The sequence below is a fragment of the Rhabdothermincola salaria genome (genome assembly GCF_021246445.1).
Taxonomy (GTDB): Bacteria; Actinomycetota; Acidimicrobiia; order Acidimicrobiales; family Acidimicrobilacustridaceae; genus Rhabdothermincola_A; species Rhabdothermincola_A salaria.
The window spans coordinates 1678963-1700596 of sequence record NZ_JAJQXW010000001.1; the positions used below are offsets into that span (position 1 = coordinate 1678963).

At 72.6% G+C, this 21634-nt stretch carries 21 protein-coding genes; 8 read left to right on the top strand and 13 right to left on the bottom strand.

Annotated features, from left to right (window positions below):
* Positions 1–48 precede the first annotated feature (48 nt).
* The 4 genes from LUW87_RS07795 to murA form a co-directional block, all read right to left on the bottom strand.
* On the bottom strand, positions 49–600 hold the full coding sequence (locus LUW87_RS07795; RefSeq protein ID WP_232670571.1) for a hypothetical protein: 552 nt from the start codon (positions 598–600) through the stop codon (positions 49–51).
* 264 nt (positions 601–864) lie between these two features.
* The gene (gene meaB / locus LUW87_RS07800) at positions 865–1875 is read right to left on the bottom strand and encodes a methylmalonyl Co-A mutase-associated GTPase MeaB (RefSeq protein WP_232670572.1); all 1011 of its coding nucleotides are present in this window, start codon (positions 1873–1875) and stop codon (positions 865–867) included.
* A 58-nt stretch (positions 1876–1933) separates the two neighbouring features.
* Positions 1934–2200, bottom strand: a complete 267-nt coding sequence (locus LUW87_RS07805; RefSeq protein WP_232670573.1) for a NifU family protein — start codon at positions 2198–2200, stop codon at positions 1934–1936.
* A gap of 95 nt (positions 2201–2295) precedes the next feature.
* Complete coding sequence (murA, locus tag LUW87_RS07810) at positions 2296–3546, bottom strand: UDP-N-acetylglucosamine 1-carboxyvinyltransferase (RefSeq protein WP_232670574.1); 1251 nt, start codon at positions 3544–3546, stop codon at positions 2296–2298.
* An 11-nt stretch (positions 3547–3557) separates the two neighbouring features.
* Between murA and LUW87_RS07815 the strand changes: the two genes are divergently transcribed.
* The 3 genes from LUW87_RS07815 to LUW87_RS18750 all read left to right on the top strand — a co-directional run bounded on the left by LUW87_RS07815 (position 3558) and on the right by LUW87_RS18750 (position 6959).
* Positions 3558–5303 (top strand): MFS transporter, encoded by a 1746-nt coding sequence (locus tag LUW87_RS07815; RefSeq protein ID WP_232670575.1) that lies wholly within the window; start codon positions 3558–3560, stop codon positions 5301–5303.
* Positions 5304–5400: 97 nt separating this feature from the next.
* Positions 5401–6207 carry a L,D-transpeptidase gene (locus tag LUW87_RS07820; protein ID WP_232670576.1) on the top strand — a complete coding sequence of 269 codons (807 nt, stop codon included), beginning with the start codon at positions 5401–5403 and terminating at the stop codon, positions 6205–6207.
* A 161-nt stretch (positions 6208–6368) separates the two neighbouring features.
* Positions 6369–6959 carry a hypothetical protein gene (locus LUW87_RS18750; RefSeq protein ID WP_283250874.1) on the top strand — a complete coding sequence of 197 codons (591 nt, stop codon included), beginning with the start codon at positions 6369–6371 and terminating at the stop codon, positions 6957–6959.
* Positions 6960–7096: 137 nt separating this feature from the next.
* Here the strand turns inward: LUW87_RS18750 and LUW87_RS07830 are convergent, their stop codons facing one another.
* Genes LUW87_RS07830 through LUW87_RS07840 form a run of 3 tightly spaced genes read right to left on the bottom strand, consistent with a single transcriptional unit; the run spans position 7097 to position 10745 of the window.
* Complete coding sequence (locus LUW87_RS07830; RefSeq protein WP_232670577.1) at positions 7097–7660, bottom strand: alpha/beta hydrolase family protein; 564 nt, start codon at positions 7658–7660, stop codon at positions 7097–7099.
* Positions 7657–9303 carry a class I adenylate-forming enzyme family protein gene (locus LUW87_RS07835; RefSeq protein WP_232670578.1) on the bottom strand — a complete coding sequence of 549 codons (1647 nt, stop codon included), beginning with the start codon at positions 9301–9303 and terminating at the stop codon, positions 7657–7659. The genes LUW87_RS07830 and LUW87_RS07835 overlap by 4 nt, the downstream gene beginning before the upstream one ends.
* Positions 9300–10745, bottom strand: coding sequence for an amidohydrolase family protein (locus LUW87_RS07840; RefSeq protein WP_232670579.1), 1446 nt, complete (start codon positions 10743–10745; stop codon positions 9300–9302). Before LUW87_RS07840 ends, LUW87_RS07835 begins: the two co-directional genes overlap by 4 nt.
* A gap of 114 nt (positions 10746–10859) precedes the next feature.
* Between LUW87_RS07840 and LUW87_RS07845 the strand changes: the two genes are divergently transcribed.
* A complete protein-coding gene (locus LUW87_RS07845; RefSeq protein ID WP_232670580.1) occupies positions 10860–11798 on the top strand; it encodes an HpcH/HpaI aldolase/citrate lyase family protein in 939 nt (312 codons plus the stop codon).
* 118 nt (positions 11799–11916) lie between these two features.
* Here the strand turns inward: LUW87_RS07845 and LUW87_RS07850 are convergent, their stop codons facing one another.
* Positions 11917–12636: a J domain-containing protein gene (locus LUW87_RS07850; protein ID WP_232670581.1), complete on the bottom strand. Its 720-nt coding sequence runs from the start codon at positions 12634–12636 to the stop codon at positions 11917–11919.
* A gap of 20 nt (positions 12637–12656) precedes the next feature.
* Positions 12657–13319 carry a hypothetical protein gene (locus tag LUW87_RS07855; protein ID WP_232670582.1) on the bottom strand — a complete coding sequence of 221 codons (663 nt, stop codon included), beginning with the start codon at positions 13317–13319 and terminating at the stop codon, positions 12657–12659.
* 89 nt (positions 13320–13408) lie between these two features.
* On the opposite strand from LUW87_RS07855, the gene glpX reads away from it, so the two are divergent.
* Positions 13409–14398 (top strand): class II fructose-bisphosphatase, encoded by a 990-nt coding sequence (gene glpX / locus LUW87_RS07860; protein ID WP_232670583.1) that lies wholly within the window; start codon positions 13409–13411, stop codon positions 14396–14398.
* 122 nt (positions 14399–14520) lie between these two features.
* Here glpX and LUW87_RS07865 read toward each other — a convergent pair whose 3' ends face one another.
* Positions 14521–15696 carry an acyl-CoA desaturase gene (locus tag LUW87_RS07865; RefSeq protein WP_232670584.1) on the bottom strand — a complete coding sequence of 392 codons (1176 nt, stop codon included), beginning with the start codon at positions 15694–15696 and terminating at the stop codon, positions 14521–14523.
* A gap of 265 nt (positions 15697–15961) precedes the next feature.
* Between LUW87_RS07865 and LUW87_RS07870 the strand changes: the two genes are divergently transcribed.
* Positions 15962–17626 (top strand): molybdopterin-dependent oxidoreductase, encoded by a 1665-nt coding sequence (locus LUW87_RS07870; RefSeq protein ID WP_232670585.1) that lies wholly within the window; start codon positions 15962–15964, stop codon positions 17624–17626.
* On the opposite strand, the gene LUW87_RS07875 is transcribed toward LUW87_RS07870, so the two are convergent.
* The gene (locus LUW87_RS07875) at positions 17619–18665 is read right to left on the bottom strand and encodes an L-threonylcarbamoyladenylate synthase (protein WP_232670586.1); all 1047 of its coding nucleotides are present in this window, start codon (positions 18663–18665) and stop codon (positions 17619–17621) included. The two genes, LUW87_RS07870 and LUW87_RS07875, sit on opposite strands and share 8 nt — an antisense overlap.
* Before the next feature lie 95 nt (positions 18666–18760).
* Between LUW87_RS07875 and LUW87_RS07880 the strand changes: the two genes are divergently transcribed.
* On the top strand, positions 18761–19216 hold the full coding sequence (locus LUW87_RS07880) for a hypothetical protein (protein WP_232670587.1): 456 nt from the start codon (positions 18761–18763) through the stop codon (positions 19214–19216).
* A 15-nt stretch (positions 19217–19231) separates the two neighbouring features.
* On the opposite strand, the gene LUW87_RS07885 is transcribed toward LUW87_RS07880, so the two are convergent.
* Positions 19232–20149, bottom strand: coding sequence for a TIGR03619 family F420-dependent LLM class oxidoreductase (locus LUW87_RS07885; RefSeq protein ID WP_232670588.1), 918 nt, complete (start codon positions 20147–20149; stop codon positions 19232–19234).
* 229 nt (positions 20150–20378) lie between these two features.
* Here LUW87_RS07885 and LUW87_RS07890 point away from each other — a divergent pair, with 229 nt between their 5' ends.
* Complete coding sequence (locus LUW87_RS07890; protein ID WP_232670589.1) at positions 20379–20537, top strand: hypothetical protein; 159 nt, start codon at positions 20379–20381, stop codon at positions 20535–20537.
* Here the strand turns inward: LUW87_RS07890 and LUW87_RS07895 are convergent.
* Positions 20516–21202, bottom strand: a complete 687-nt coding sequence (locus LUW87_RS07895) for a TetR/AcrR family transcriptional regulator (protein ID WP_232670590.1) — start codon at positions 21200–21202, stop codon at positions 20516–20518. The two genes, LUW87_RS07890 and LUW87_RS07895, sit on opposite strands and share 22 nt — an antisense overlap.
* Between the last annotated feature and the right edge of the window lie 432 nt (positions 21203–21634).

Below are 21634 nucleotides of genomic sequence, written 5' to 3' on the forward strand. Positions count from 1 at the left end.
CGACATCAGCAGATGCGAGCAACAGCACGACAACACTCAGTGACGCTGCTAGGGAGCGCAACCGTCAACCCCTTCTGACCGAGAGGTGTACTCGTTGCTGACAACCCGCCATCCGTCACCGACGAGACGCACCGTCGCCCGAGTCCAACCAGATGTGACCCGGTCGTTGAGCACCAGTCCGCTCGCTCGGTCAAACACGACGGCATCATCGACAACGCAGGCCATCACGGTCGCTTCTTCACCAACTACTTCCACTTCCACATTTGAGACTGACGACAGTGAGCCCTCAGGCAGGCGAATTGCTTGCCCTGTCTCCAATCGATTCGCCACCTGCTCGGTGACGTGAGCCAACATCGGATCTGCCATCGACTCCGCCAGCGCAGGCGAACCAGGGTCTGGGGGGTTGTTCGCTGTGATCGTTGCGTCCCAGAAGGCTCGGTAGACGGCTTCGATCTCCGCCTCCGGGGTGGGGGCTTCGGTGGTGGTGGGGGTGGAGGTGGTGGTGGACGACGGGGGCGCCTCGGTGGTGGTCGAGGTGGCGGGGGCGGCCGAGCCCGAGCTGCCGCAGGCCGCCAGCAGGAGCCCGGCGAGGAGCGCCAACCCCGCGAAGGTGGGGGCGGGACGGGGTGATCGGGGCGCGCCGGGGGCGCGCGAGGTGCAGGTCGGGTCCATGGGTGGTCCTGTCGTCCGCTCGACGGGGCCGAGGGTGTCCAGGAACCCCTCGGCGATGCGATGGCACGGTAAACAAGGTTCGTCGGCTCCACAAGGGCACCCCCCGGGCCGGGCGCCGCATTCGGGCCGTTCGACCCATGCGCGTCCGCGAACCGTCGACCGGCCCGGCCGGCGAGCGCAGGAACGGGGGCGCTACAGCTCGGCGAGGAGGCGGTCGGCTGCCGACCACGGGTCGAGCCGGCGGGCCACCACCTCGTCGCGGAGGCCGTCGAAGAACGCCCCCGAACCGAGTGCGGCGGCTTCCTCCATGAGGCGGGCCACCACGATGCGGTGCAGCTCGGCCCCCGACCGCCGAGCCCGACGCCGCTCGACCTCCCCGCTCGCCTGCCCCCACTCGCGGTGGCGGGCCAGCGTGCCCCAGAGCTCAGCGACCCCCTGGCCGGTGGTGGCCACCGTCTCCACGATCGGGGGCACCCACGGCCCCGGACCGCTGGCAGAGCCCGACGAGCCAGCAGGACCCCGACCGCCATCCGAGCCACCCCGATCAGCCAGCGCCAGCATCGACTCCAGGTCCCGACGGGTGTCGGCGGCCCCCGGCCGGTCGGCCTTGTTGATCACGAACACGTCGGCGATCTCCATGAGACCCGCCTTGTTGGCCTGGACGGCGTCGCCCCACCCCGGGTTCACCACCACCACGGTGGTGTCGGCCTCGCCGGCCACCTCCACCTCGACCTGGCCGACGCCCACGGTCTCGAGCACCACCCAGGGCCAGCCCGCCGCATCGAGGACCCGCACCGCGGCCGGGGCAGTCAGCGACAGCCCGCCCAGATGGCCACGGGTGGCCATGGACCGGATGAACACCCCGTCGTCGAGGGCATGTTCGCCCATGCGCACGCGATCGCCCAGGATGGCGCCGCCCGTGAACGGCGACGAGGGATCGATGGCCAACACCGCCATGCGCTCGCCCGCCCGGCGCGCCTCGCCCACCAGGGCCGACACCAGCGTCGACTTGCCGGCCCCCGGCGAACCGGTGATGCCCACGGTCGTGGCTGCCCCTCCCACGGGGTGCACCGCCCGGCTCACCTCCCGGGCACCGTCGCCGCCGCGCTCGACCGTCGACAGCAAGCGGGCCAGGGCACCGCGATCGCCGCCACGGGCCGCGTCGAGCAACTCGGCCGGGGATCGGGACGGGGGGCGGGCCACGGCCCGGAGCCTAACGACGGCGACTCGGCCGCCCTGCGACCGTCAGGAGGTCTGGGTCCTACAACGAGACGGCGGTCTCGCCGATCTCCTGGGCCGTCTCCCCCGAGTTGATCACCTCGGTGACCCCCGGGACCCGGTCCATGAGGATGCGTTCGAGGCCGGCCTTGAGGGTGACGGTGGAAGCCGGACAGGTCACGCAGGCGCCGACCAGCTCCACGGTGACCACACCGCTCTCCTCGTCGACGTCATGGAGGATGACGTCGCCGTTGTCGGCCTGGATCGCCGGTCGGATGACGGTGATGACCTCTTCGACCTTGTCGCGCACGTCACCGAGTGTAGGGAACCGGCGGAGCGCTCCACACCGTCGCCGTTGAACCGGCACTCCAGCCACCCGGCCGCACCGTCGCCCGCCGTGCGGCGTCAGCCCCGGTCGACGGACGCCCCGATGGCGCGGAGCTTCTCGACGAAGAGCTCGTAGCCACGGTCGATGTGGTCGGCCCCCGCCACGACCGTCTCACCCTCGGCCCGCAGTCCCGCCACCACCAGCGCCGCGCCGGCCCGGATGTCGGGGGCCCGCACCGGCGCTCCGGAGAGCTGCTCGACGCCGCGGATCACGGCGTGGTGGCCTTCGGTGCGGATGTCGGCACCCATGCGCACCAGCTCGTCGACGTAGCGGAAGCGACCCGAGAACAGGTTCTCGGTGACGATCCCCACCCCGTCGGCGGTGGCCAGCATGGCCACCAGCAGGGGCTTGTAGTCGGTGGCCACCCCCGGGTAGGGCAGGGTCGACACGTCGGTGGCGAGCAACCGCCCCGGGGCCATGGCCCACAGGCCATCGGCGGTCGGCGAGATGCGCATCCCCATCTCGCCGAGCTTGGCGATGAGCATGTCCATGTGGTCGGCCCGGGCGCCGGTGAGGGTGATCTCGCCGCCGGCGATGCCCACCGCCGCGAGGAAGGTGGCCGCCTCGATGCGGTCGGGCACGACCCGGTGCTCGACCGCGGACAGCTCGTCGACGCCTTCCACCTCGATGGTGGAGCTGCCGGCTCCGAGGATCTGGGCGCCCATCCGGGTCAGGAAGGAGGCCAGGTCGGCGATCTCGGGCTCCCGGGCGGCGTTGTCGATCACGGTGGTGCCCTTGGCCAGCACCGCCGCCATGAGCGCGTTCTCGGTGGCTCCCACGCTCGGGAACTCGAGCAGGATGCGGGTGCCCACCAGGCGCTCGGCTCGGGCCTCGATGTAGCCGTGCGCCGTCTCGAACGTGGCGCCGAGCTGCTCGAGGGCCCGCAGGTGCATGTCGATGGGACGGGGACCGAAGTCGTCGCCACCGGGCAGGGCGACTCGGGCCCGCCCGTAGCGGGCCACCAGCGGACCCATCACGACGATCGAGGCCCGCATCCGCTCGACCAGCTCGTAGGGCGCCTCGGGCACCAGCCCGTCGTGGTGCTCGATGACGAGCCCGTGGTCGCCCGACGCGGTGACGGTCATGCCCATGGAGCCCAGCAGCTCGCCCATGCAGTCGACGTCGGTGATGCGGGGCACGTTGGTGAGCTCGTAGCGCCCCTCGGCCAGCGCCGTGGCCGCCATCAACTTGAGCACCGAGTTCTTGGCCCCTGCGATGGGCACGGTTCCGGACAGGGGTCCGCTGCGATGCACGATGATGCGGTCCACGGCGGCCCAGTATGGCCGCCCCGGCCCCGTCCCCCGCCGGCGCCGGTCCCGACCACCGCCCTCCGGGGCAGGAGGCCCACCCCTTCGTGCCCGTCGCGGTCAACCACCACCGGATCGACCCCGGCGACCTGGCCGCGTGGCGAGAGCCCCGATCCGGCCTCGTGCGCGAGGCGACGCCCGTCGTCGAGGCCGACGAGACGCTGGTGTTCGGCCTGGTCGAGGGCCCGTTCCACGAATGGGAGCGTCGGGTCCACATCGGTGACGGCGACACGTCGCCGGGCGACGCCGAGCGCACGGCCACTGCCGCCGACGGCACCGTCGAGGTGACCGAGACGGTCCGCTACCGCCTCGCCGTGCCGGTCTGGGCCCCGCTGTTCTCGTTCGCCCTGCGGCGCCACCTGCGCGCCGGCGGCCCTCCCACCGGGTCGATGCCCTGGTGGGCGCCGCCCCAGGTGCTCGACGCCCGGGCCGCGACCGTGCTGTCGCTGCTCTGCGTGCTCGGCGCCTTCGGCGGCTACCTCGGCACCCTCATCACCCAGACGATCACCTACGCGGCCCGTGAGTTCGACGCCTCGACCACCGATCAGGGCACGCTCCTCGCCAGCGTCCGCATCGGTGTGCTGGTCTCGCTCGTGGTGGTGTCGGTGGCCGACCGGCGCGGCCGGCGGGCCGTGCTGTTGGCCGCCATCGTGGGGGCCGCGGTCATCACCGCCCTCGGCGCCCTGGCTCCCGGGATGGTCTGGTTGGGCACCACTCAGACCTTCTCGCGCGCCCTGACTACGGTCGTCGCCCTGCTCATCGGGATCATCGCCATCGAGGAGATGCCGTCGGGGGCACGGGCCTTCGCCGTGTCGGTGCTGGCCATGACCGCGGCGCTCGGCGCCGGCGCCTGCGTGGCCAACCTCCTCTACGCCGACGTGGCCGAAGGGGCCTGGCGGGTGGCCTACGTGCTGCCCCTGCTGGCCGTCGCGCCCATGGTCCGCCTGGCCCGACGGGTCCCCGAGACGCGCCGCTTCGAACGCCACCGGCTCGGTCCGGCCCGTCGCACCGACACCGGTGGCCCCGAAGACCTCGCCGCTCCCGAGCCGGTTGACGTGCCCTCTCCGGGCCCCTCGGTGCCCGGGCCCGACGCTCCCGCGATGGCGCCCGGTCGCGGCCGACGAGTCGACTGGGGACGCTTCGCGCTGCTGTCGGCCTCGGGCTTTTGCTGGTCGCTCTTCCTCGCCCCTGCCGCGCAGTTCCTCAACGAGTACCTGCGGGCCGAGCGGGGCTTCTCGGGCGTGGAGATCACCATCTTCTTGCTCGCCACCAACACCCCCGGCGGTATCGGGGTCATCGTGGGCGGCCGCTTGGCCGATCGGCGAGGGCGCCGGCTCATGGGCATCATCGGCATCGTCGGAGGGGTCGGCTTCACCGTGATCTCCTACGTGACATGGGGCTGGCCGCTCTGGGCGTCGTCGGTCATGGCCGCCGTCATCGGTTCGGTGGCCATCCCGGCGCTGGGCGTCTACGGCCCCGAGCTGTTCCCCACCGGCCAGCGGGGGCTGGCCAACGGCGGCCTGCAGGTGATCAGCGTGGCCGGTTCCAGCCTCGGGCTGTTGACCGCGGGCTGGTTGGCCGACCGCTTCGACGCCCTCGGCCCGGCCATGGCGGTGCTGGCCGTCGGCCCCGCCCTGTTGGTGGTGTTCGTCGCGCTCTGGTACCCGGAGACGGCCCACCGAGAGCTCGAGGACCTCAACCCGAGCGACCGCCTCTGAGCGAACCCCGCCATCGTGTGCGGCCTCTCCCGTCGGAGATGAAAACGCCGGTGCGCGCCATGCGACGCCGCCCACTTCCCCAGTACCCTTCACCCCCATGCGCACCCGCCTCGCGGCGGTGGTGGCCACTCTCGGTCTGATCCTCGCCGCCTGCGGCGGATCGAGCTCGGAGACCACCGCCGACACCGTCCCCGTCGTCACCGTCCCCACCACCGAGGCGACGACGACCACCGCGTCGCTGCCGTTCGGCTGCGGCGCCGTCGCCGACCGCACCATCAGCTACAACGCCGCCGCCGTGAACCAGGGCGACCTGGCCGTGTACGACGCGCCCGGCGCAGCCGAACCGGTGAGCTCCATGGAGAACCCACGGCTCATCAACGGCGACCCCAACGCCGCCGTCCCGCTGGTGATGCTGGTCAAGGACGCCCCCGTCACCGACGACTGCCAGTGGGTCGAGGTCTTCCTCCCCGTGCGCCCCAACGGGTCGAGCGGTTGGGTGAAGCGCAGCGACGTGGAGATCAGCGCCAACCCCTTCCGCATCGAGACCGACCTCGGCGACTTCACCCTCACCGTGCTCCAGGACGGCGAGCCCATCAAGGAGATCGACATCGCCGTCGCCTCCGACAACACGCCGACCCCGGGCGGGCTGTACTACATCACCGAGCTGGTGCAGACCCCCGACCCCGGCGGAGCCTACGGGCCGTTCGCCTACGGTCTGTCGGGGTTCTCCGACGTGCTCACCTCGTTCAACGGCGGGCCGGGCCAGCTCGGGATCCACGGCACCAACCGTCCCGAGCTCATCGGCTCCAAGGTCAGCAACGGCTGCATCCGCATGCACAACGACGACATCGTCGCCCTGTCCGAGATCCTTCCTCTCGGCGTACCCGTCGAGGTGATCGCCTGAGCGCGCTGCGAGCCCCCCGGCTCGCCATCGCCGCCCTGGCCACCGCGGCGCTGCTCACCGCTGGCTGCTCCGACAACTCCGACGACGCCACCACCACCACCGAGCCCGCGACCGGCCCTTCCAGCACCGTCGAGGGCGCGACACGGGCCCCGGAGGGCGAGGTGGCCGTCGCCGGCGCCCTGCTGCCCGCCGTCGCCACTGACCAGACGCTGCCCCCGCAGGATGTGACATCGGTGCGACGGGTCTACGACGAGGCCTTCGCGTCCATGGGTCTGCGCCTCACCCGCGCGGCTCTGATCGACCTCGAGGGCGGCCGCTACGAGCCGTCCCCCGACGGTCGCCACCTGGCGCTGTACGTCGAGCCGATCGACCCCGCCTACTCCACCGACCAGTACGCCGAACGGCTGTGGACGCTCTCGGCGCTCGTCACCCCGGACGTGTTCGAACGCTGGCCCGAGCTCGAGTCCTACGACATCTGCCAGGAGCCCCACCCCGACGTCAACGACGACCCGGAGCCCCCGCCCGTCACCCAGCTCAACATCACCCGAGCCAAGGCGGACCTCATCGACTGGGTCGACGGCGACCTCGTGGAGCTGCTGATCGCTGCCCGCACCGACAACGACGTGCGGGTCATCATCAACCGAGCGGTGCGGGAGTCCCCGGTCTACGCCGAGGCGACCACCGAGGCCCGAGCGGCGACCGGCGCAGCCGACACCCCGGTGCTCTCCGCCCCTCCCACCTCCACCGGCTGAGCGTCCTTCGCCCCGACCGCCCGCTCGCCGAACCTGTCGGAAAAGTGCGCTCCCGGTGTGGTGCGTTTCTCCGACAGGTTTGCCGGAGGGGGTCAGGGCCCGGACAGATTTGCCGGAGGGGACAAGGGACCGGCCGGTCAGGCGAGGGTGGCGAGCCAGTCGGCGACGGCGGCCACGATGGCCTCGTCGGCGTTGCGGGGATCGTGCCCGCCCTTCAACCACACGAAGCTCACCGGGCCGGGGATGGCCGCGGTGGTCGCCTCGAACTCGGCCGGCGAGCCGAACGGGTCCTTCTCGCCGCTGACGAACAGCACCGGCAGATCGAGGGCCGCGAAGTGGTCGGTGCGCAGCTTCTCGGGCTTGCCCGGCGGGTGGAGCGGGTAGCTGAGCAGCACCAGGCCGGCGGCGGGCAGGCCCTCGGCGACGGCCATCGAGCACATGCGGCCACCGAAGGAACGTCCGCCCAGCACCAGTGACCCGGGGTCGACGCCGGTCTCGGCGACGAGCGCCTCTGCTTCTTCGACGACTGCGGCCACGGCGACAGGGGCCCGATCCGGGGCCTTCTTGCCGGCCTTGCGGTACGGGAAGTCCATGCGTCCCACCGGTAGCGGGGCCAGGCCCTCCTCGAGGGCCACCAGGGTGTGGTGATCGCGGTCGGCACCGGCCCCGGGGGCCAACAGCACGCCCCCGGCCGAGGTCACGAGGCTGCCGCCCGACGCTCGGCGTCCACCCGGAGCTCGCCCTTGGCCACCTTGCCGCCGGACGAGCGCGGGATCTCGTCGACGACCACCAGCCGCTCGGGGTACCACTCGGTGGTGACACCCCGCTCGCGCAGGTGAGCCACCAGGGCGTCGAGGTCGAGGGTGGTGTCCGGGCGGAGCTCGACGTACACGCAGACCCGCTCGCCGAACACCGGGTCGGGCCAGGCCACCGCCGCCACCATGGCCACCGCCGGGTGGGTGCCCACCTCGGCCTCCACCGCCGGAGCGCTGATGTTCTTGCCGCCACGGATGATGAAGTCCGAGGTGCGGCCCACGACCGTCAGATAGCCGTCGGGATCGATCTCGACGATGTCGCCCATCAGCATCCACCCGTCGTCGGTGAGCAGCGAGGCGTTGGCCTCGTCGTCGGCCCAGTAGCCGAGGCAGGTGACCGGCCCACGGCACCCGGGCTGCCCCGGCCGACCCTCGCCGGTGGTGTCGGCGCCGGTCTCGGGATCGAACAGCCGGACGTGCATGGCGTCGATCGTGCGTCCGGCCGTGGTGAGGCGGTGCTCACGGTCGTCGCGGGTGGTCGTGCAGCTCAAGGCCCCCGTCTCGTTGGAGCCGTAGAACTGCAGCACCGACGCACCCGTGGTCTGCTCGAAGTCGGCGGCTCGTTGGAAGGGCACCGCCTCGCCTCCGGTGAACATGCACCGCAGCGACGACAGGTCGCGGGGGCGTTCGGCCTGGGCGTTGAGCAACATGATGAACTGCGTGCTGACGCAGCACAGGACCGTGACCCGCTCGCGTTCGATGAGGTCGAGGGCGGCCTCGGCGTCGAAGCGCTCCATGACGACGGTGGGGCAGCCGAGCAGCGTCGGCGTGAAGTGCGCGGTCCAGAGGCCGAAGCCGAACGGCGCCGGCAGGAGGCTCATGAACACCTCGCCGTCGCCGAACTCTCCGGCCTCGAGGGCCATGCGGTGGTAGGCGATCCAGCGGTTCTGGGTGTGCATCACGCACTTGGGCAGCCCGGTCGTGCCCGAGGTGGAGTTGAGCAGGAACAGCTCGTCGGGGTCGAGCGCCAGGTTCGGAGCGAGCACGCCCGGCGTGGCCGGGTGGCCGTCGACCTGGATCTGGGCGGCCACGGCCGGCAGGGCGTCGGGCACCACGACGTGGTGCTCGAGGGGGGCGCCGGCGGCGCGGGCCACCTCGACCAGCTCGCTGGTGCGACGGCCCCGGAGGGAGTCGACGGTGAGCAGGGCGCGGGCGCCGGAACGGCCGGCCAGATGGGCCACCTCGGCGTCGCCGGCCCGGGTGCCGATGCCCATGGTGACCAGGCCGGCGCGCTGCAGGGCGTGGAAGGCCACGTGCACGATGGCGGTGTCGGGCAACATCACGGCCACCCGGTCTCCCCGGTCGAGGCCGAGGCCGGCCAGCACCTCGGCCAACACCGTGGCCGCCCGGTCGAGCTCGCCCCACGTGACCCGCTCGGTGGCGGTGACGTAGGCCGCCCGCTCGGTGCGGTGGACGGCGTGCGCGGCCAGCGTGTCGCCGAGGGTGGTGTCGCCCCACCAGCCCTCGGCGCGGTAGCGCGCCGCGGCGTCGGCGTCGGCACGGGGCACGGTGATCGGCCCGGGGTTCATCGGCCGAGGCGAGCGGCGAGCAGCGCGGCGGCCTCGGTCTCGACCGGAGTGCCCACGTAGAAGTCCGGGTTGGCGCCCCCGTGCAGCAGCACCGGGTTGTCGAAGGTGAACGCCTTGAACTGCTCGGGGGTGAGGATGCCGTGCTCGAGCAGCTCGTAGGCCTCGACCATGACGTCGCCCATGACCGGCGCGTCCCAGTGCGAGACGTCGCTGCCCAGGACGGGCCGCAGCTGCGCCGGGGTGCCTTCGAGGTCGAGGCCGAAGGCGAACCCGACCAGGGGGTCGTCGGCCTCGCAGCCGAAGAAGAGGCGGTTCTCGAACGGCTCGAGGATGTCCTCGACGCTCGTCACGCCGGCGGCGGCGAACTCGTCGAGCTGCTCGGGTCGACCCGGGCGGCGCGAGAGGTACTCGCCGATCCGGTCGAGGTTGGCCCTCATCTGATCATCGCCGTAGCGCTCGACGAGGGCCAGGACGGCGGCCACGTCGAGGTTGGCAGGATCGAGATCGGCGATGGCGTGGCCGCCCCGCTTGTTCCAGTGGCCGACGAGATCGGCGAGGAGGCTGGCGGCCCAGGCCACGCCACCCTCGAGGAAGCCGATGCGCAGCTCCGGGTGGCGGCGCAGCGCTCCACCGAGGAACAGGGCCTTGGCCAGCACGGTGTGGGCTCCGGCGATGCCGCCCACGTGGTTGTAGACGTAGCTCGACACGGAGCGAGCGGAGTGCGAGTACTGCAATGACGAGTGGAAGGCCGGGGCCAGGCCCAGCTCGACGCAGGTGGCCCAGACGGGGTCGTAGTCGTGGGCACTGTCGAGGCCGAACACGTCGAGGCGGGTGCCGCCCGACGGAACCGGGCGAGCCACGTTGCCCGCCAGCACGACGCTCTTCATGCCCAGCTCCTCGGCCGCGTAGCGCAGCTCGCCGACGGCCATCTCGGGCGTGTCCATGGGGATGACCCCGGCCGGGACGAACCGATCCTCATAGCCGGCGAACAGACGCGAGATGTAGCGGTTGACGCCACGGCAGGCATGGGCTCGCAGCTCGTCATCGCCGGCCTCCACGAACCCGAGCGTCCAGCTGGGGTAGATGCACATCACGTCGATGCCCAGCTCGTCGAGTCGCTCGTACATGAGCGCCGGCAGGTGGGCGGTGGCCCGCTCGTGGGCGTCGTCGGTGGGGTTGCCCCACCACGACGGCATGGAGGCCCACCGCTCGAGGACCTCGGGGGCTGAGCGGTCGGCCTGGAAGACGGCGGTGTCGAAGGCGCCCCGCACCTGGGTGCGGAAGCGCTCGGCGAGGGCGGTCCCGCCGCTCTCCTCGAGGTAGGAGGTGATCTCGTCGTTGACGAGCGGCATGAACTCGAGGAAGTGCCCGTCGCCGTCGACGATCGGGTGTCCGACGCGTCGGCGGACCTCGGCGGCGGTGAGCATGTCGGTGGCGGTCATGGAGTTCCCCCTCGATCGGACCGTGAAGAGCGACCAACCTACCGGCCGTTAGGGTGCTCGGGAACCAGCCGGGGCGGCCACCACCGCCGACGCAGCCGACACGCAGGGGGCTCGATGCACAAGGACGACGTACGACCGATCCGCAGCCTGGTGTTCGTACCGGGCGACGACGCCGGTGCGCTCGACACGAGCCGATCCAGTGGCGCCGATGCGGTCGTCGTCGACCTCGAGGAACCGCGCGAGCCCTTCTCCGACGAGCAGCGTCGCGACGCCGGTCGGATGGTGGGCGAGTTCCTGCGCTCGCTGCCCGACGACGGCGACCACCCCAGCTACTTCGTGCGGGTGCGCTCCCCGCGCACGGGTCTCATGTACCGCGACCTGCACCCGGTGCTGTGCGGGGCGCTCACCGGCGTGCTCACCCCGAAGCTCGAGGACGGTCGCGACGTGGTCGCCGCCGACGCCATCGTGACCGCCGCGGAGGTCGAGAACGACGTGGCCGTGGGCACGGTCGCCCTGTACCCCATCCTCGAGACGGCCGCCGCCCTGCGCAACGCCTACGACATCGCCGACGCGTCGCCTCGCGTGGCCTACATGGGCGGCGCCATCTCCCGCTTCGGCGACATCCACCAGAGCGTCGGCTACCGGTGGACCGCCGAGGGCACCGAGACGCTCTTCATCCGCTCCAAGGTGCTGATCGACTGCCGGGCGGCCGGCATCAAGTACCCGATCAGCGGCATGTGGGGCGGCACCAACGACGACCTCGACGGACTGCGGCGCTTCGCGACCGAGCTGCGCGACCTCGGTTACTTCGGGATGATGCTCAACACCGCCGAGCACGTCGACGTGGTCCACGAGGTCTTCTCCCCCACCGCCGACGAGGTCCGCTACTGGGCCGACCTCGACCGGCTGGCCACCGAGGCCGCCGCCGACCCCGACGCCGGTCCCATCACCTACGGCGATCCCAACGACGGCGAGGGCCACGTCGTGCACGGCGCCCACGTGGCGTCGGCTCGCAAGAACCTGGCGTGGGCCCGGGAGCTGGGCCTGGCCTGACGGCGCCGCCGCCCGGCCCCGCCCCCGGACACCCGACGACCGCTCCCAGGGGAACCCTGCGGCGGGGAACGGACGCGGCCGGCGAGGCTCGCGACCGCGCCCACGGCGGCCAGCTCAGCTAGCCGCCGGTGAGGATGCGGCGGGCCTCGGCCAGGTCGGCGATGCGCTGGGCCGCGCCCTCGTCGGCTGCGCCGTGGTCGGGATGAGCCTCGCGCAGCAGCTCGCGATAGCGGCGCACCACGTCGCGTGGCGGCGGCGCGACCAGGGTGGTCGCCCCTCCCCCACCGAAGCCCATGACGGTCATGGCCCAGGCCGTCGGGTTCTCGAGCGCCATGTGGTCGAACGAGGTCCCCCGAGCTCCGCCGGCGACGACGCCGATGAAGTCGGTGCCCACGGGCCCCACCCACCGGGTGGCGCGTCGCAGCGAGGACATGACCGAGTGGCGCGCGCCGGGCTCGAGCCGGCCGGCGGCGTACACGGCCCCGAGGACCTGCTGTTCGGGGGCGCCGCCGTCGCCGAACTGGAACCAGAGCCGCTCGCCGTCACCGTGGAGGCGGTGGCTCACCGCGTTGAGCCCGACCGTGTCGACCTGGAGTCGATGGCGAAGTCGCGGCTGGGGGATGCGGCGACCGTCCTCGAGCTCGCGGGTCAGCCGGGCCAGGTCGGGCAGGTGGTCGGGGTCGATGGCCCCCACGTGCTCGGCCACGATGCCGGCCAGCAGCACCCCACCGAAGCCCGGGGCCGGCTCGCACGGGAGGTCGATCTCTCCGAGGGCGACCCGCCGGGTGGGCGCGTGGGGGCGAGAGCAGAAGATCTCGAGCTCGGCCAACACCACCACAGCGCCGAGGGTATCGGCGCCTAGACGAGCGGCCTCAGCCGGGCCCGCAGGTCTTCGGCCAGCGCCTCGACGTGCTCCCCGCCGCCCGGGCCCGGCTCGACCTCCTGGGTGAGCACCGCCGCGATCCTGGCCACGGCGGACACCAGGTCGTCCCAGACAGCGGGCTCGAAGCCGAAGGGGAGCCCCATGGACTGCATGGTCCCGTGCACCTCGACGAGGGCCAGCACCCCTTCCGGATCCGAAGCCCGACGGTTCAGCCGGTCGGCGGCCAGGAACGCCTCACCCAAGACCTCCTGGGCGTCGACGTCGTCGTCCCATCCCTCCGCGTCGTCCCACTCGTCGCCGTCAGGGTCGCCGCCGGCCTCCCCTTCGGCTTCGCCGCCGGAGCCGAGGGCGTCGTGGACCGCCGGCTCGGCCATCGTCCCCGGCGTGGCGGCCATCTCGACCTGGTCGATGAGCTCGTCGACGACGTACTGGGAACCTCGGGGCACCACCACGGTGGCGCCCTGCCAGGCGTGGGGGATGTCCTCACCGGTCAGGAGACGGTCGAGGAGGGCACGATCCTCGACGGACCAGTCGTCGAGAGGGAACTCGGTGCGGGCCTCGGCGGCATCGTCGTCGGAGGCGATGCCGGCCGCTGCGCCTTCGGTGTCGTCGGTTCCGTCACGGAGGTGGTCGGCCACCGTTGCAGTATGGCCCCTCGGACCCGGACGTCGGGCAACGGGCGGCCGCCGGGGCCGGCCCGTTCGGCGCACCCAAGTAGTCTCGGCCCATGGCAGAGACCAACGACTCCCAGCCGGATCGCAACCTCGCGCTCGACCTCGTGCGTGTCACCGAGGCAGCCGCCATGGCCGCCAGCCGGTGGATGGGTCGGGGCGACAAGGAGGGCGCGGACGGCGCGGCGGTCGACGCCATGCGCCTGGTGCTCGGCACCGTCGCCATGGACGGCATCGTGGTCATCGGCGAGGGGGAGAAGGACGAGGCGCCGATGCTCTACAACGGCGAGCGCATCGGCGACGGCTCCCCGCCCGAGGTCGACATCGCCGTCGACCCGGTGGAGGGGACGACCCTCACCGCCAAGGGGCGGGGCAACGCCATCTCGGTCATCGCCCTGTCCGAGCGCGGCACCATGTTCGACCCGGGCCCCTGCGTCTACATGGACAAGGTCGCCGTCGGCCCCGAGCTGGTCGGAGCCATCGACATCGCCGCCTCGCCGACCGACAACCTTCGCGCCGTGGCCCAGGCCAAGCGGGTAGCCGTCACCGAGGTCACCGCGGTCATCCTCGAGCGTCCCCGCCACGACGACCTGATCGCCGAGGTCCGCCAGGCCGGGGCCCGCGTTCGGCTCATCCCCGACGGCGACGTGGCCGGGGCCATCTCGACTGCGTGGCCCGACTCCGGCGCCGACATCCTCTTCGGAGTGGGCGGCACCCCCGAGGGCGTCATCACCGCCGCCGCCCTCAAGAGCATGGGCGGCGAGATCCAGGCCCGCCTCTGGCCACGCGACGACGCCGAGCGCCAGGCCGCACTCGACGCCGGCTACGACGTCGACCGGGTCCTCGGCACCGACGACCTGGTCGCCGGTGACAACTGCTTCTTCGCCGCCACCGGCATCACCGACGGCGACCTCCTCAGGGGCGTGCACCTCGACGCCAGCAGTGCCACCACGCAGTCGCTGGTGATGCGCTCCAAGTCGGGCACGGTGCGGCTGGTCAACGCCCGCCACCGCCTCGACAAGTTCCGCTCCCAGTACGGGAGCTGAGCGACCGGTCCACTCTTCCGAGCGGCCTCGGTCCGAGCGGGCCGGGGCCGCCGGGTGGGGTTCCGCGCTGGGACCCGAGGGCCTGACCGGCCCGACGGGCGGGCGGTGGCCCGCCCGTCGCCTCAGCGGTCGATGACCGGGAACTGCTTCTGGCTGCGCTTGGCGACGCGAGCCAGCTCCTCGGCGGGCTCGATCGTGCGGTGCAACAGCTCGTCGATGGCCACCTTCTGGGTCTCGATGGCCAGGTCGAGGGCGTCGCGGTCGGCGGCCAGCCCCTCCCCTGCGTCGTCAGCGGTGGCCGACAGGGCGGCGATGCGGTCGTCGACCCGCGCGTGGGCCACGTAGGCCTGGGCCTTGGCCCAGTGCGCCTTGTACATGCCCACGTCGAAGTTGCCGTCGGCGATGCGGTTCGACTGGAGGATCTCCTGGGTGGGCACCTTGAGGTCTTTCACGATGCCGACCCAGCTGAGGGCCTTGAGGATGTACCAGGTGACGTCGAGCTCCCACCAGAAGAAGCCGTTGCGGGCCGACGACTGGTAGTAGTGGTGGTTGTTGTGCCAGCCCTCACCGAGGGTGGTGACGGCGATGAGCAGCGAGTTGCGGCTGGTGTCGTCGGTGACGTAGCGACGCCGACCCATCACGTGGGCCAGGCTGTTGACCAGGAACGTGTTGTGCCACAGCACCACGGTGCCGAGGAAGAAGCCGAAGAACAGCCCCGACCACCCGGCGATGAGGAAGCTGGCCACGCCCAGCACCCAGGGGAACATGCCGTCGTGGCGCTCGACGAAGCGGATCTCGGGGTACTTGGCGAAGTCGCGGATCTTGTCGGTGGGCGTGTCCTTGTACTTGTCGCACAGGATCCAGCCCACGTGGCTCCACCAGAACCCCCGCAGCGGTGAGTGGATGTCGACCTCGGTGTCGCTGTAGCGGTGGTGGTTGCGGTGGTGACCGGCCCACCACAGGGGGCCCTTCTGGACGCACATGGCCCCGCCGACGGCCAGGAAGAGCTGGAAGGCCCGATTGGTCTTGTAGGCCCGGTGGGCGAAGTAGCGGTGGTAGCCGGCGGTGATGAAGAAGGTGCGCCCCCACACCAGCACCACGAACAGCACCAGGGCCTTCAGGGTGATGCCGAAGGCCAGCGTGCCCGCGACGGCGATGACGTGCACCATCAGGAACGGGATCGAGGCCCGCCAGTTGACGCGCTCCTCGGCGGAGCGTTCGAACGGTGCGGTGACCTTGGGGAGCACGGTGGTGCCGACCGCAGGATCCTCCACGACGGGGGTGGTGCTGGTGTCCACGGGGCCTCGCTGACTGGGGGGAAGGTCGTTCGGACCAGTGCGTACCTACTGGCGCCTACCTACTGGTCGGTAGACACGATGACCCTACCCTACCTACTGGTCGGTAGGCTACCACTGCGGACAGTCGTCACACGGTGTTCACCCGCGCCGGGACGCTCCTTTCCCACGCCCGATCCGTCGATGTCATCCAGCATGGCCCTCGGCTCCGTTCACTCGATGGGTGCCGACGTCGCCGACACCCCACGAGCGACGACACTGGAGCACGATGCCCACCGACGCCTCCGCCCCTCGCTGGCCCGCCTCCCTGGCCGGCCTGATCGCGGCGGCCGTGGCGCTCGGCGTGGCCGAGCTGGTCACCGGGCTGTCGGCGAGCACCCGCTCGCTGGTGGCCTCGGTGGGCGACCAGGTCGTCGACCGCTCCCCCGGCGGCGTGGTCAAGTGGGCCATCGAGGTCTTCGGCACGGCCGACAAGGCCGTGCTGTTGACCAGCATCGTCGTCGTGTGCCTCGGTCTCGGGGCTCTGGTGGGCGCCGCCTCCCAGCGCCGTGCGTGGGCGGGACCGGCGGCCCTCGGCGCCGCGGCCGTCGCCGGCGCGGCCGCCGGCGTCGCCGACCCGCTCTCGTCCGACGCCGGTGCCGTCACCGCGGCCGTCCTGGCCTGGGCATCGGGCTCGCTCACCCTGTGGGCCCTGCTCGGCGTGGCCCGCACCGGAGGACCGCTGCCGGTGGCCACCCGCCGCCCGGTGGCAGCCACCGCCACCGCAACCGCCGTCTCGCGCGGGGCGACCGGCCCACGAGCGGCCGAGCCCATGCCGGGTCTGCGCACCGACGACCTCGACGTCCCCGGCACCGGACGCGGCGATCGGCGGGCCTTCCTGGCCTGGACGGGTGCCGCCACCGCCTTCGCCGGGGTCGCCGCCCTGGGCGGACGGTCCCTGGCCGGTCGCACCTCGGCGGAGGCGGCCCGCGCCGAGATCGTGCTGCCTCCCGCCCCCTCCGGCGCCGCGGTCCCCGGCCCGGGCCTCACCGTCGACGGCGTCAGCCCGCTGATCACCCCCACCGCCGACTTCTACCGCATCGACACCGCCCTGGTGCTCCCGCAGGTCGGCGTCGACGGTTGGTCCCTGGAGGTCGCCGGGGCCACACCCGAGCCCTACTCGCTCACGTTCGACGAGCTCCTCGACATGCCCATGGTCGAGGCGCCGGTGACCATCGCCTGCGTCTCCAACGAGGTGGGCGGCGACCTGGTCGGCACCGCCGTGTGGCAGGGCGTCCCCCTCACCGCGGTGCTCGAGCGGGCGGGGCTGCGGGCCGGCGAGGTGCCCGACGACGCCGCCCAGCTGGTGGGGCGTTCCGTCGACGGCTTCACCGTCGGCTTCCCCACCGAGACCGCACTCGACGGGCGGGTGGCCATGGTCGCGGTCGGCATGAACGGCGAGCCCCTGCCCGTGCGCCACGGCTTCCCGGCCCGCCTGGTGGTCGCCGGCCTCTACGGCTACGTGTCGGCCACCAAGTGGCTGTCCCGCCTCGAGCTCACCGGCTGGGACGACTTCGACGCCTACTGGATCCCACGGGGCTGGGCCAAGGAGGCCCCGGTCAAGACCCAGTCACGCATCGACGTGCCGCGCACCGGAGCGGGCCTGGTGGCCGGACCCGTCGCCGTCGCCGGCGTGGCTTGGGCCCCCACCCGGGGCATCAGCCAGGTCGAGGTCCAGGTCGACGACGGTCCTTGGCAGGAGGCCCGTCTGAGCGACGGCGCCAACAGCGACGTGTGGCGCCAGTGGGCCATCGACTGGGACGCCACCCCGGGCGAGCACCGGCTGCGCGTACGAGCCACCGACGGCGAGGGCGAGACGCAGACCGAGGAGCGCTCGCGGGTGGCGCCCGACGGCGCCACCGGGTGGCACACCCGCACGGTGCAGGTCAGCTGACCGAGCTCTGGGCGGCGCGGCGGAGGCGGTCGCGCACCGCCACCCCGATGCCGGCCGCCGGCGGGGGCACGCACACCACCACGTCGAGACCGAGCCGGTCGGCCTGACGGAGGCGGGCGTAGAGCAGCCGGGCGTAGTCGGGTGGTGGCCCGACCGGTTCGAGGACCACCGCGTCGGTGGCCACGCCGTCGATGGCCCCCGGCGCCAACAGCCCCACGGCGGGACCGTGCCCGGTGGCCGGATCGGTGGCGGCGAGGAGGGTGGCGATCCGGGCGGCGGCGGCGTCTTCGTCGAGCACCTCCACCCGGGCCCGGGGGGCGTAGTGGGCGGCCAGCATCCCCGGGGCACGAGCCCCGACGGACCCGCGAGGGGCGTCGGTCGCGGCGGCCGGCTCGCGACCGAGGACCTCGGCGAGGCGCTCGGTGCTGACACCGCCGGGACGCAGCACCACGGCCTCGGCGCCGGTCAGGTCGACGATCGTGGACTCCACCCCCACCTCGCAGGGGCCGCCGTCGAGGATCAGGTCGACGTGGCCTCGCAGCTCGCTGAGCACGTGCGCCGCGGTCGTGGGGCTGACGCGGCCGAACCGGTTGGCGGAGGGCGCGGCCACCCCGCCACCGAAGCGGGTCAGCAGGGCGCGGGCCACGGGGTGGTCCGGCACGCGCACGCCGACCGTGGGCCGCCCACCGGTGACCACGTCGGGGACGTCCGGTGCCCGCCACAGCAACATCGTGAGGGGGCCGGGCCAGAACGCGTCGGCCAGCAGGTGGGCCTCGGGAGGAACCCGCTCGGCCCACTGGTCGAGGGCTTCGAGATCGCCCAGGTGCACGATCAGGGGGTGGGTCGGCGGTCGCCCCTTGGCCGTGAAGATCGAGGCCACGGCGTCCGGGGCGGCCGCGTCGGCCCCCAGGCCGTACACGGTCTCGGTGGGGAAGGCCACCAACCCCCCGTCCCGCAGCACCGCCACGGCGCGATCGAGGCCCGCCTCGCCGTCGACGATCGCCGCGTCGTCGCCCGTCTCGGCATCGTCGCCCACCATGAGGGGAGCCTACCGACCACCCGGGAGGAGGCCGCCCGATCGAGCGCGGGCCGCCCGGCTGGACCATCCTCACTGCGTCGAGCAAAGGAGGCCAGGTGAAGCAACGACCGGAGGGAGCATCGGACGAGGCGGTGGAGGCGGTCGGGAAGTTCTCCGAGGCCGTGGAGTACCTGATCCGCGCCCGCGGACACCTGTACTCGGCTCATCAGCTGATCGGCCACGCCGATCTGCTCTTCGACGAGGTCGCCGACGGTCTCGAGCAGGCCGGGCTCGTCGAGGAGGCCGGGCGGGTCCGCGAGGAGGTCATCGGTCGCAACGTGCTCGACGGCCGCTGGACCTTCCAGATCGTCGAGGAGTTCGACGAGCTCTACTTCCACCCGGTCCAGGCCGAGCTCGATCGCCTCGAGCGCGACCACATGGATGGGCAACGCCACGTCTTCGAGAGCGAGCTCAAGGAACGACGGCGCTCCCGCGGCCGCCCGGGCCACGAGCCGCGCCCGCGGGCCGCCCACGACCCCCGCGTCGAGACGAACCCCGACACCGACGGCTGAGCCCGCACCCCCGGCTCAGGCGTGGGCCACCACCTCGCGGCGGAACCACTCCACGTTCTCCAGCCAGGCCGCCCGGCTCGGCGACGGAAGGGTGATCGACAGAGCGGTCACCCCGAGCTCGGCCTGGGCGTGCACCTGCTCGACCAGCGGGCCGGCCTCGGGCAGCTCCTCGCGGAACCCGTCGAGCCCGATGGGCATGAACACGATGTCGAGGGGGTCGGTGCGGCCCACCTTCTCGACGTGGCCCCGCAGGTAGGCGATGCGGTCGCGGAGGTCGTCGAGGGTCTCGAGCGGCGGCGTGCGCAACAGGCGCGTGGCCCCGGCGGGGCTCGGCATGGGCAGCCAGCCGTCGGCCCGCTCGACCGATCGCCGGATGGCCAGGTTGGAGTTGCCGCCGATCCAGATCGGCGGGTTGGGGCGCTGCACCGGGCGTGGGAGGGCCAGGGCGTTCTCCGCGACGAAGTGCGTGCCCTCGAAATCGAACGGCTCGCCCTTCCAGGCGGCCTTCATGGCGTCGATGGCCTCGTCGGTGAGCAGGTTGCGCTCGTCGAAGTCGACACCCAACGCCGCGAACTCCGAACGCAGGTAGCCGGCGCCGGTGCCCACGACCACCCGCCCGCCCGACACGGTGTCGAGGGTGGCCACCGCCTTGGCGGTGAGGAACGGGTTGCGGTAGGCGACGATCACCAGGTTGGTCTGCAACCGCACCCGGGTGGTGGCCGTGGCGGCCACGGTGAGCGCCACGAACGGGTCGAGCGTGTGGTGCCCGCCGCGGCTGAGCCACTTGGCGTCGGGGATCGGGTGGTCGGTGACGTTGACGGCGTCGACGCCGGCGTCCTCGGCCGCCCGGGCCATGACGGTGATGGCCTCGGCGCTGCACCACTCCTCCACCGGATCGACGTTGTGGACCGGCAGGCCGAGGGTGAACTTCATGGTGCGGGCTTCCTCTCGCAGGAGATCGACAGCAGGGCGCGACGACGAGCCCGGCCACCCTACCGACGCCCCCACCGCCACCCCGGCCCGCCCCGTTCCACCCGTCTGCCCGCCGCGAACCCGCCGGAGTCGAGCGCCACCCCGGCGCCCGGGTGCGACGACCGCGGGTCCCGGACCCCGGGTCCGGTCGACGACGGGCCGTGCGGTGGTGCTCACTACAGTGCGGTTCGTGCTCAGCTCCGACCTCGCCGTCGTGCTCCTCGCGGTCTCGTGGCCGGCCGTCGTCGCCGCGGTCGTGGCCGTCCTGGCGGTGTTGCTGTGGGGCATGTTGCGGCGCGGCTCGATCGCGGATCGGGCCCGGCACGACTACCCCGCCGACGACGACTGAGAGCTCGTGGGGGGCAGGTCACCGGTGACGGTGACGAAGAGCAGGCGGGCCATGGCCTGGCGGAGGTCGGTCGCCGGGGCGCCCCACTGCTCGAGGCCCTCGTGGTGGGCCGCCACGTGGGCCAGCATCGAGATGGCCACGCCGGCCTCGGCGCGGGCGTCGAGGCCGACCGGCGACCCCGCGGCTCGTCGCTCGGTGAGGATGTCGACGAGCGCTTCGGAGGGTTGGCTCAGGAACCGGGTGCGCAGGGCCCGGAACCGCTGGTCCCCCTCGTCGGTGGCCAGGTCGACGACCCGCAGCACCGCCCGGTGTCGATCCCAGACATCGAGGAACCCATCGGCCACCCCCATGGCGCTCGACCAGGCGGACGGGCCGCCCCACGGGCGGTCGCGGACGAGGGAGGCCAGCTCGGGCCCACAGGTCTCGACCATCTCCTCGGCGAGGGCGAGCACGGCTTCCTCGACGTCGCCGAAGTACTGGTAGAAGGCCGCCGGCGACATCTGGGCGGCGCGGGCGATGTCGACGACCCGGACCTCGCGGTAGGTGGACGAGCCCAACAGGTCAGCCGTGCGGTCGAGGAGCCGCTGTCGGGTGCGCTGGCCCCGACGCCCCATGGCGCGCGGCCCCACCACCGTACGGGTGGGCTGCAACGCAGGATCGGACACCCGGCCAGGCTAGGGCCGCCGACACTTTGCTCCGGTCGGCAAGCCTCCCTCCGCCGGCTTCGCCGAAACGCGTGGCCGGTCCGAGCCTCCGTCGCTGCGCTCCTTCGGCTGTTGCGAGTCGCAACAACTTGCTCCGGTCGGCAAGCCTCCCTCCGCCGCCTTCGGCGAAACGCGAGCGCTGACTGAGGCTCCGTCGCTGCGCTCCTCCGCCTGCTGCAAGTTGGATGACGGCCTGCGCCAGCAAGTCGGGGCCGAGCGGGTCCCGGGGGGTGGCCCGTACCACTGGTTCTGACGCGCGCACGGGAGCGAGTGCGGCTCGGCCACCGCAGCCTGCACTCGACGAAGGGTTCGTCGACCCACGCCCGAGCTCGACGAAGCCGCCGCTGCGAGCGACCGAGCACGTCAGGTTCTGGTGCGGGACAGGACCTGCCG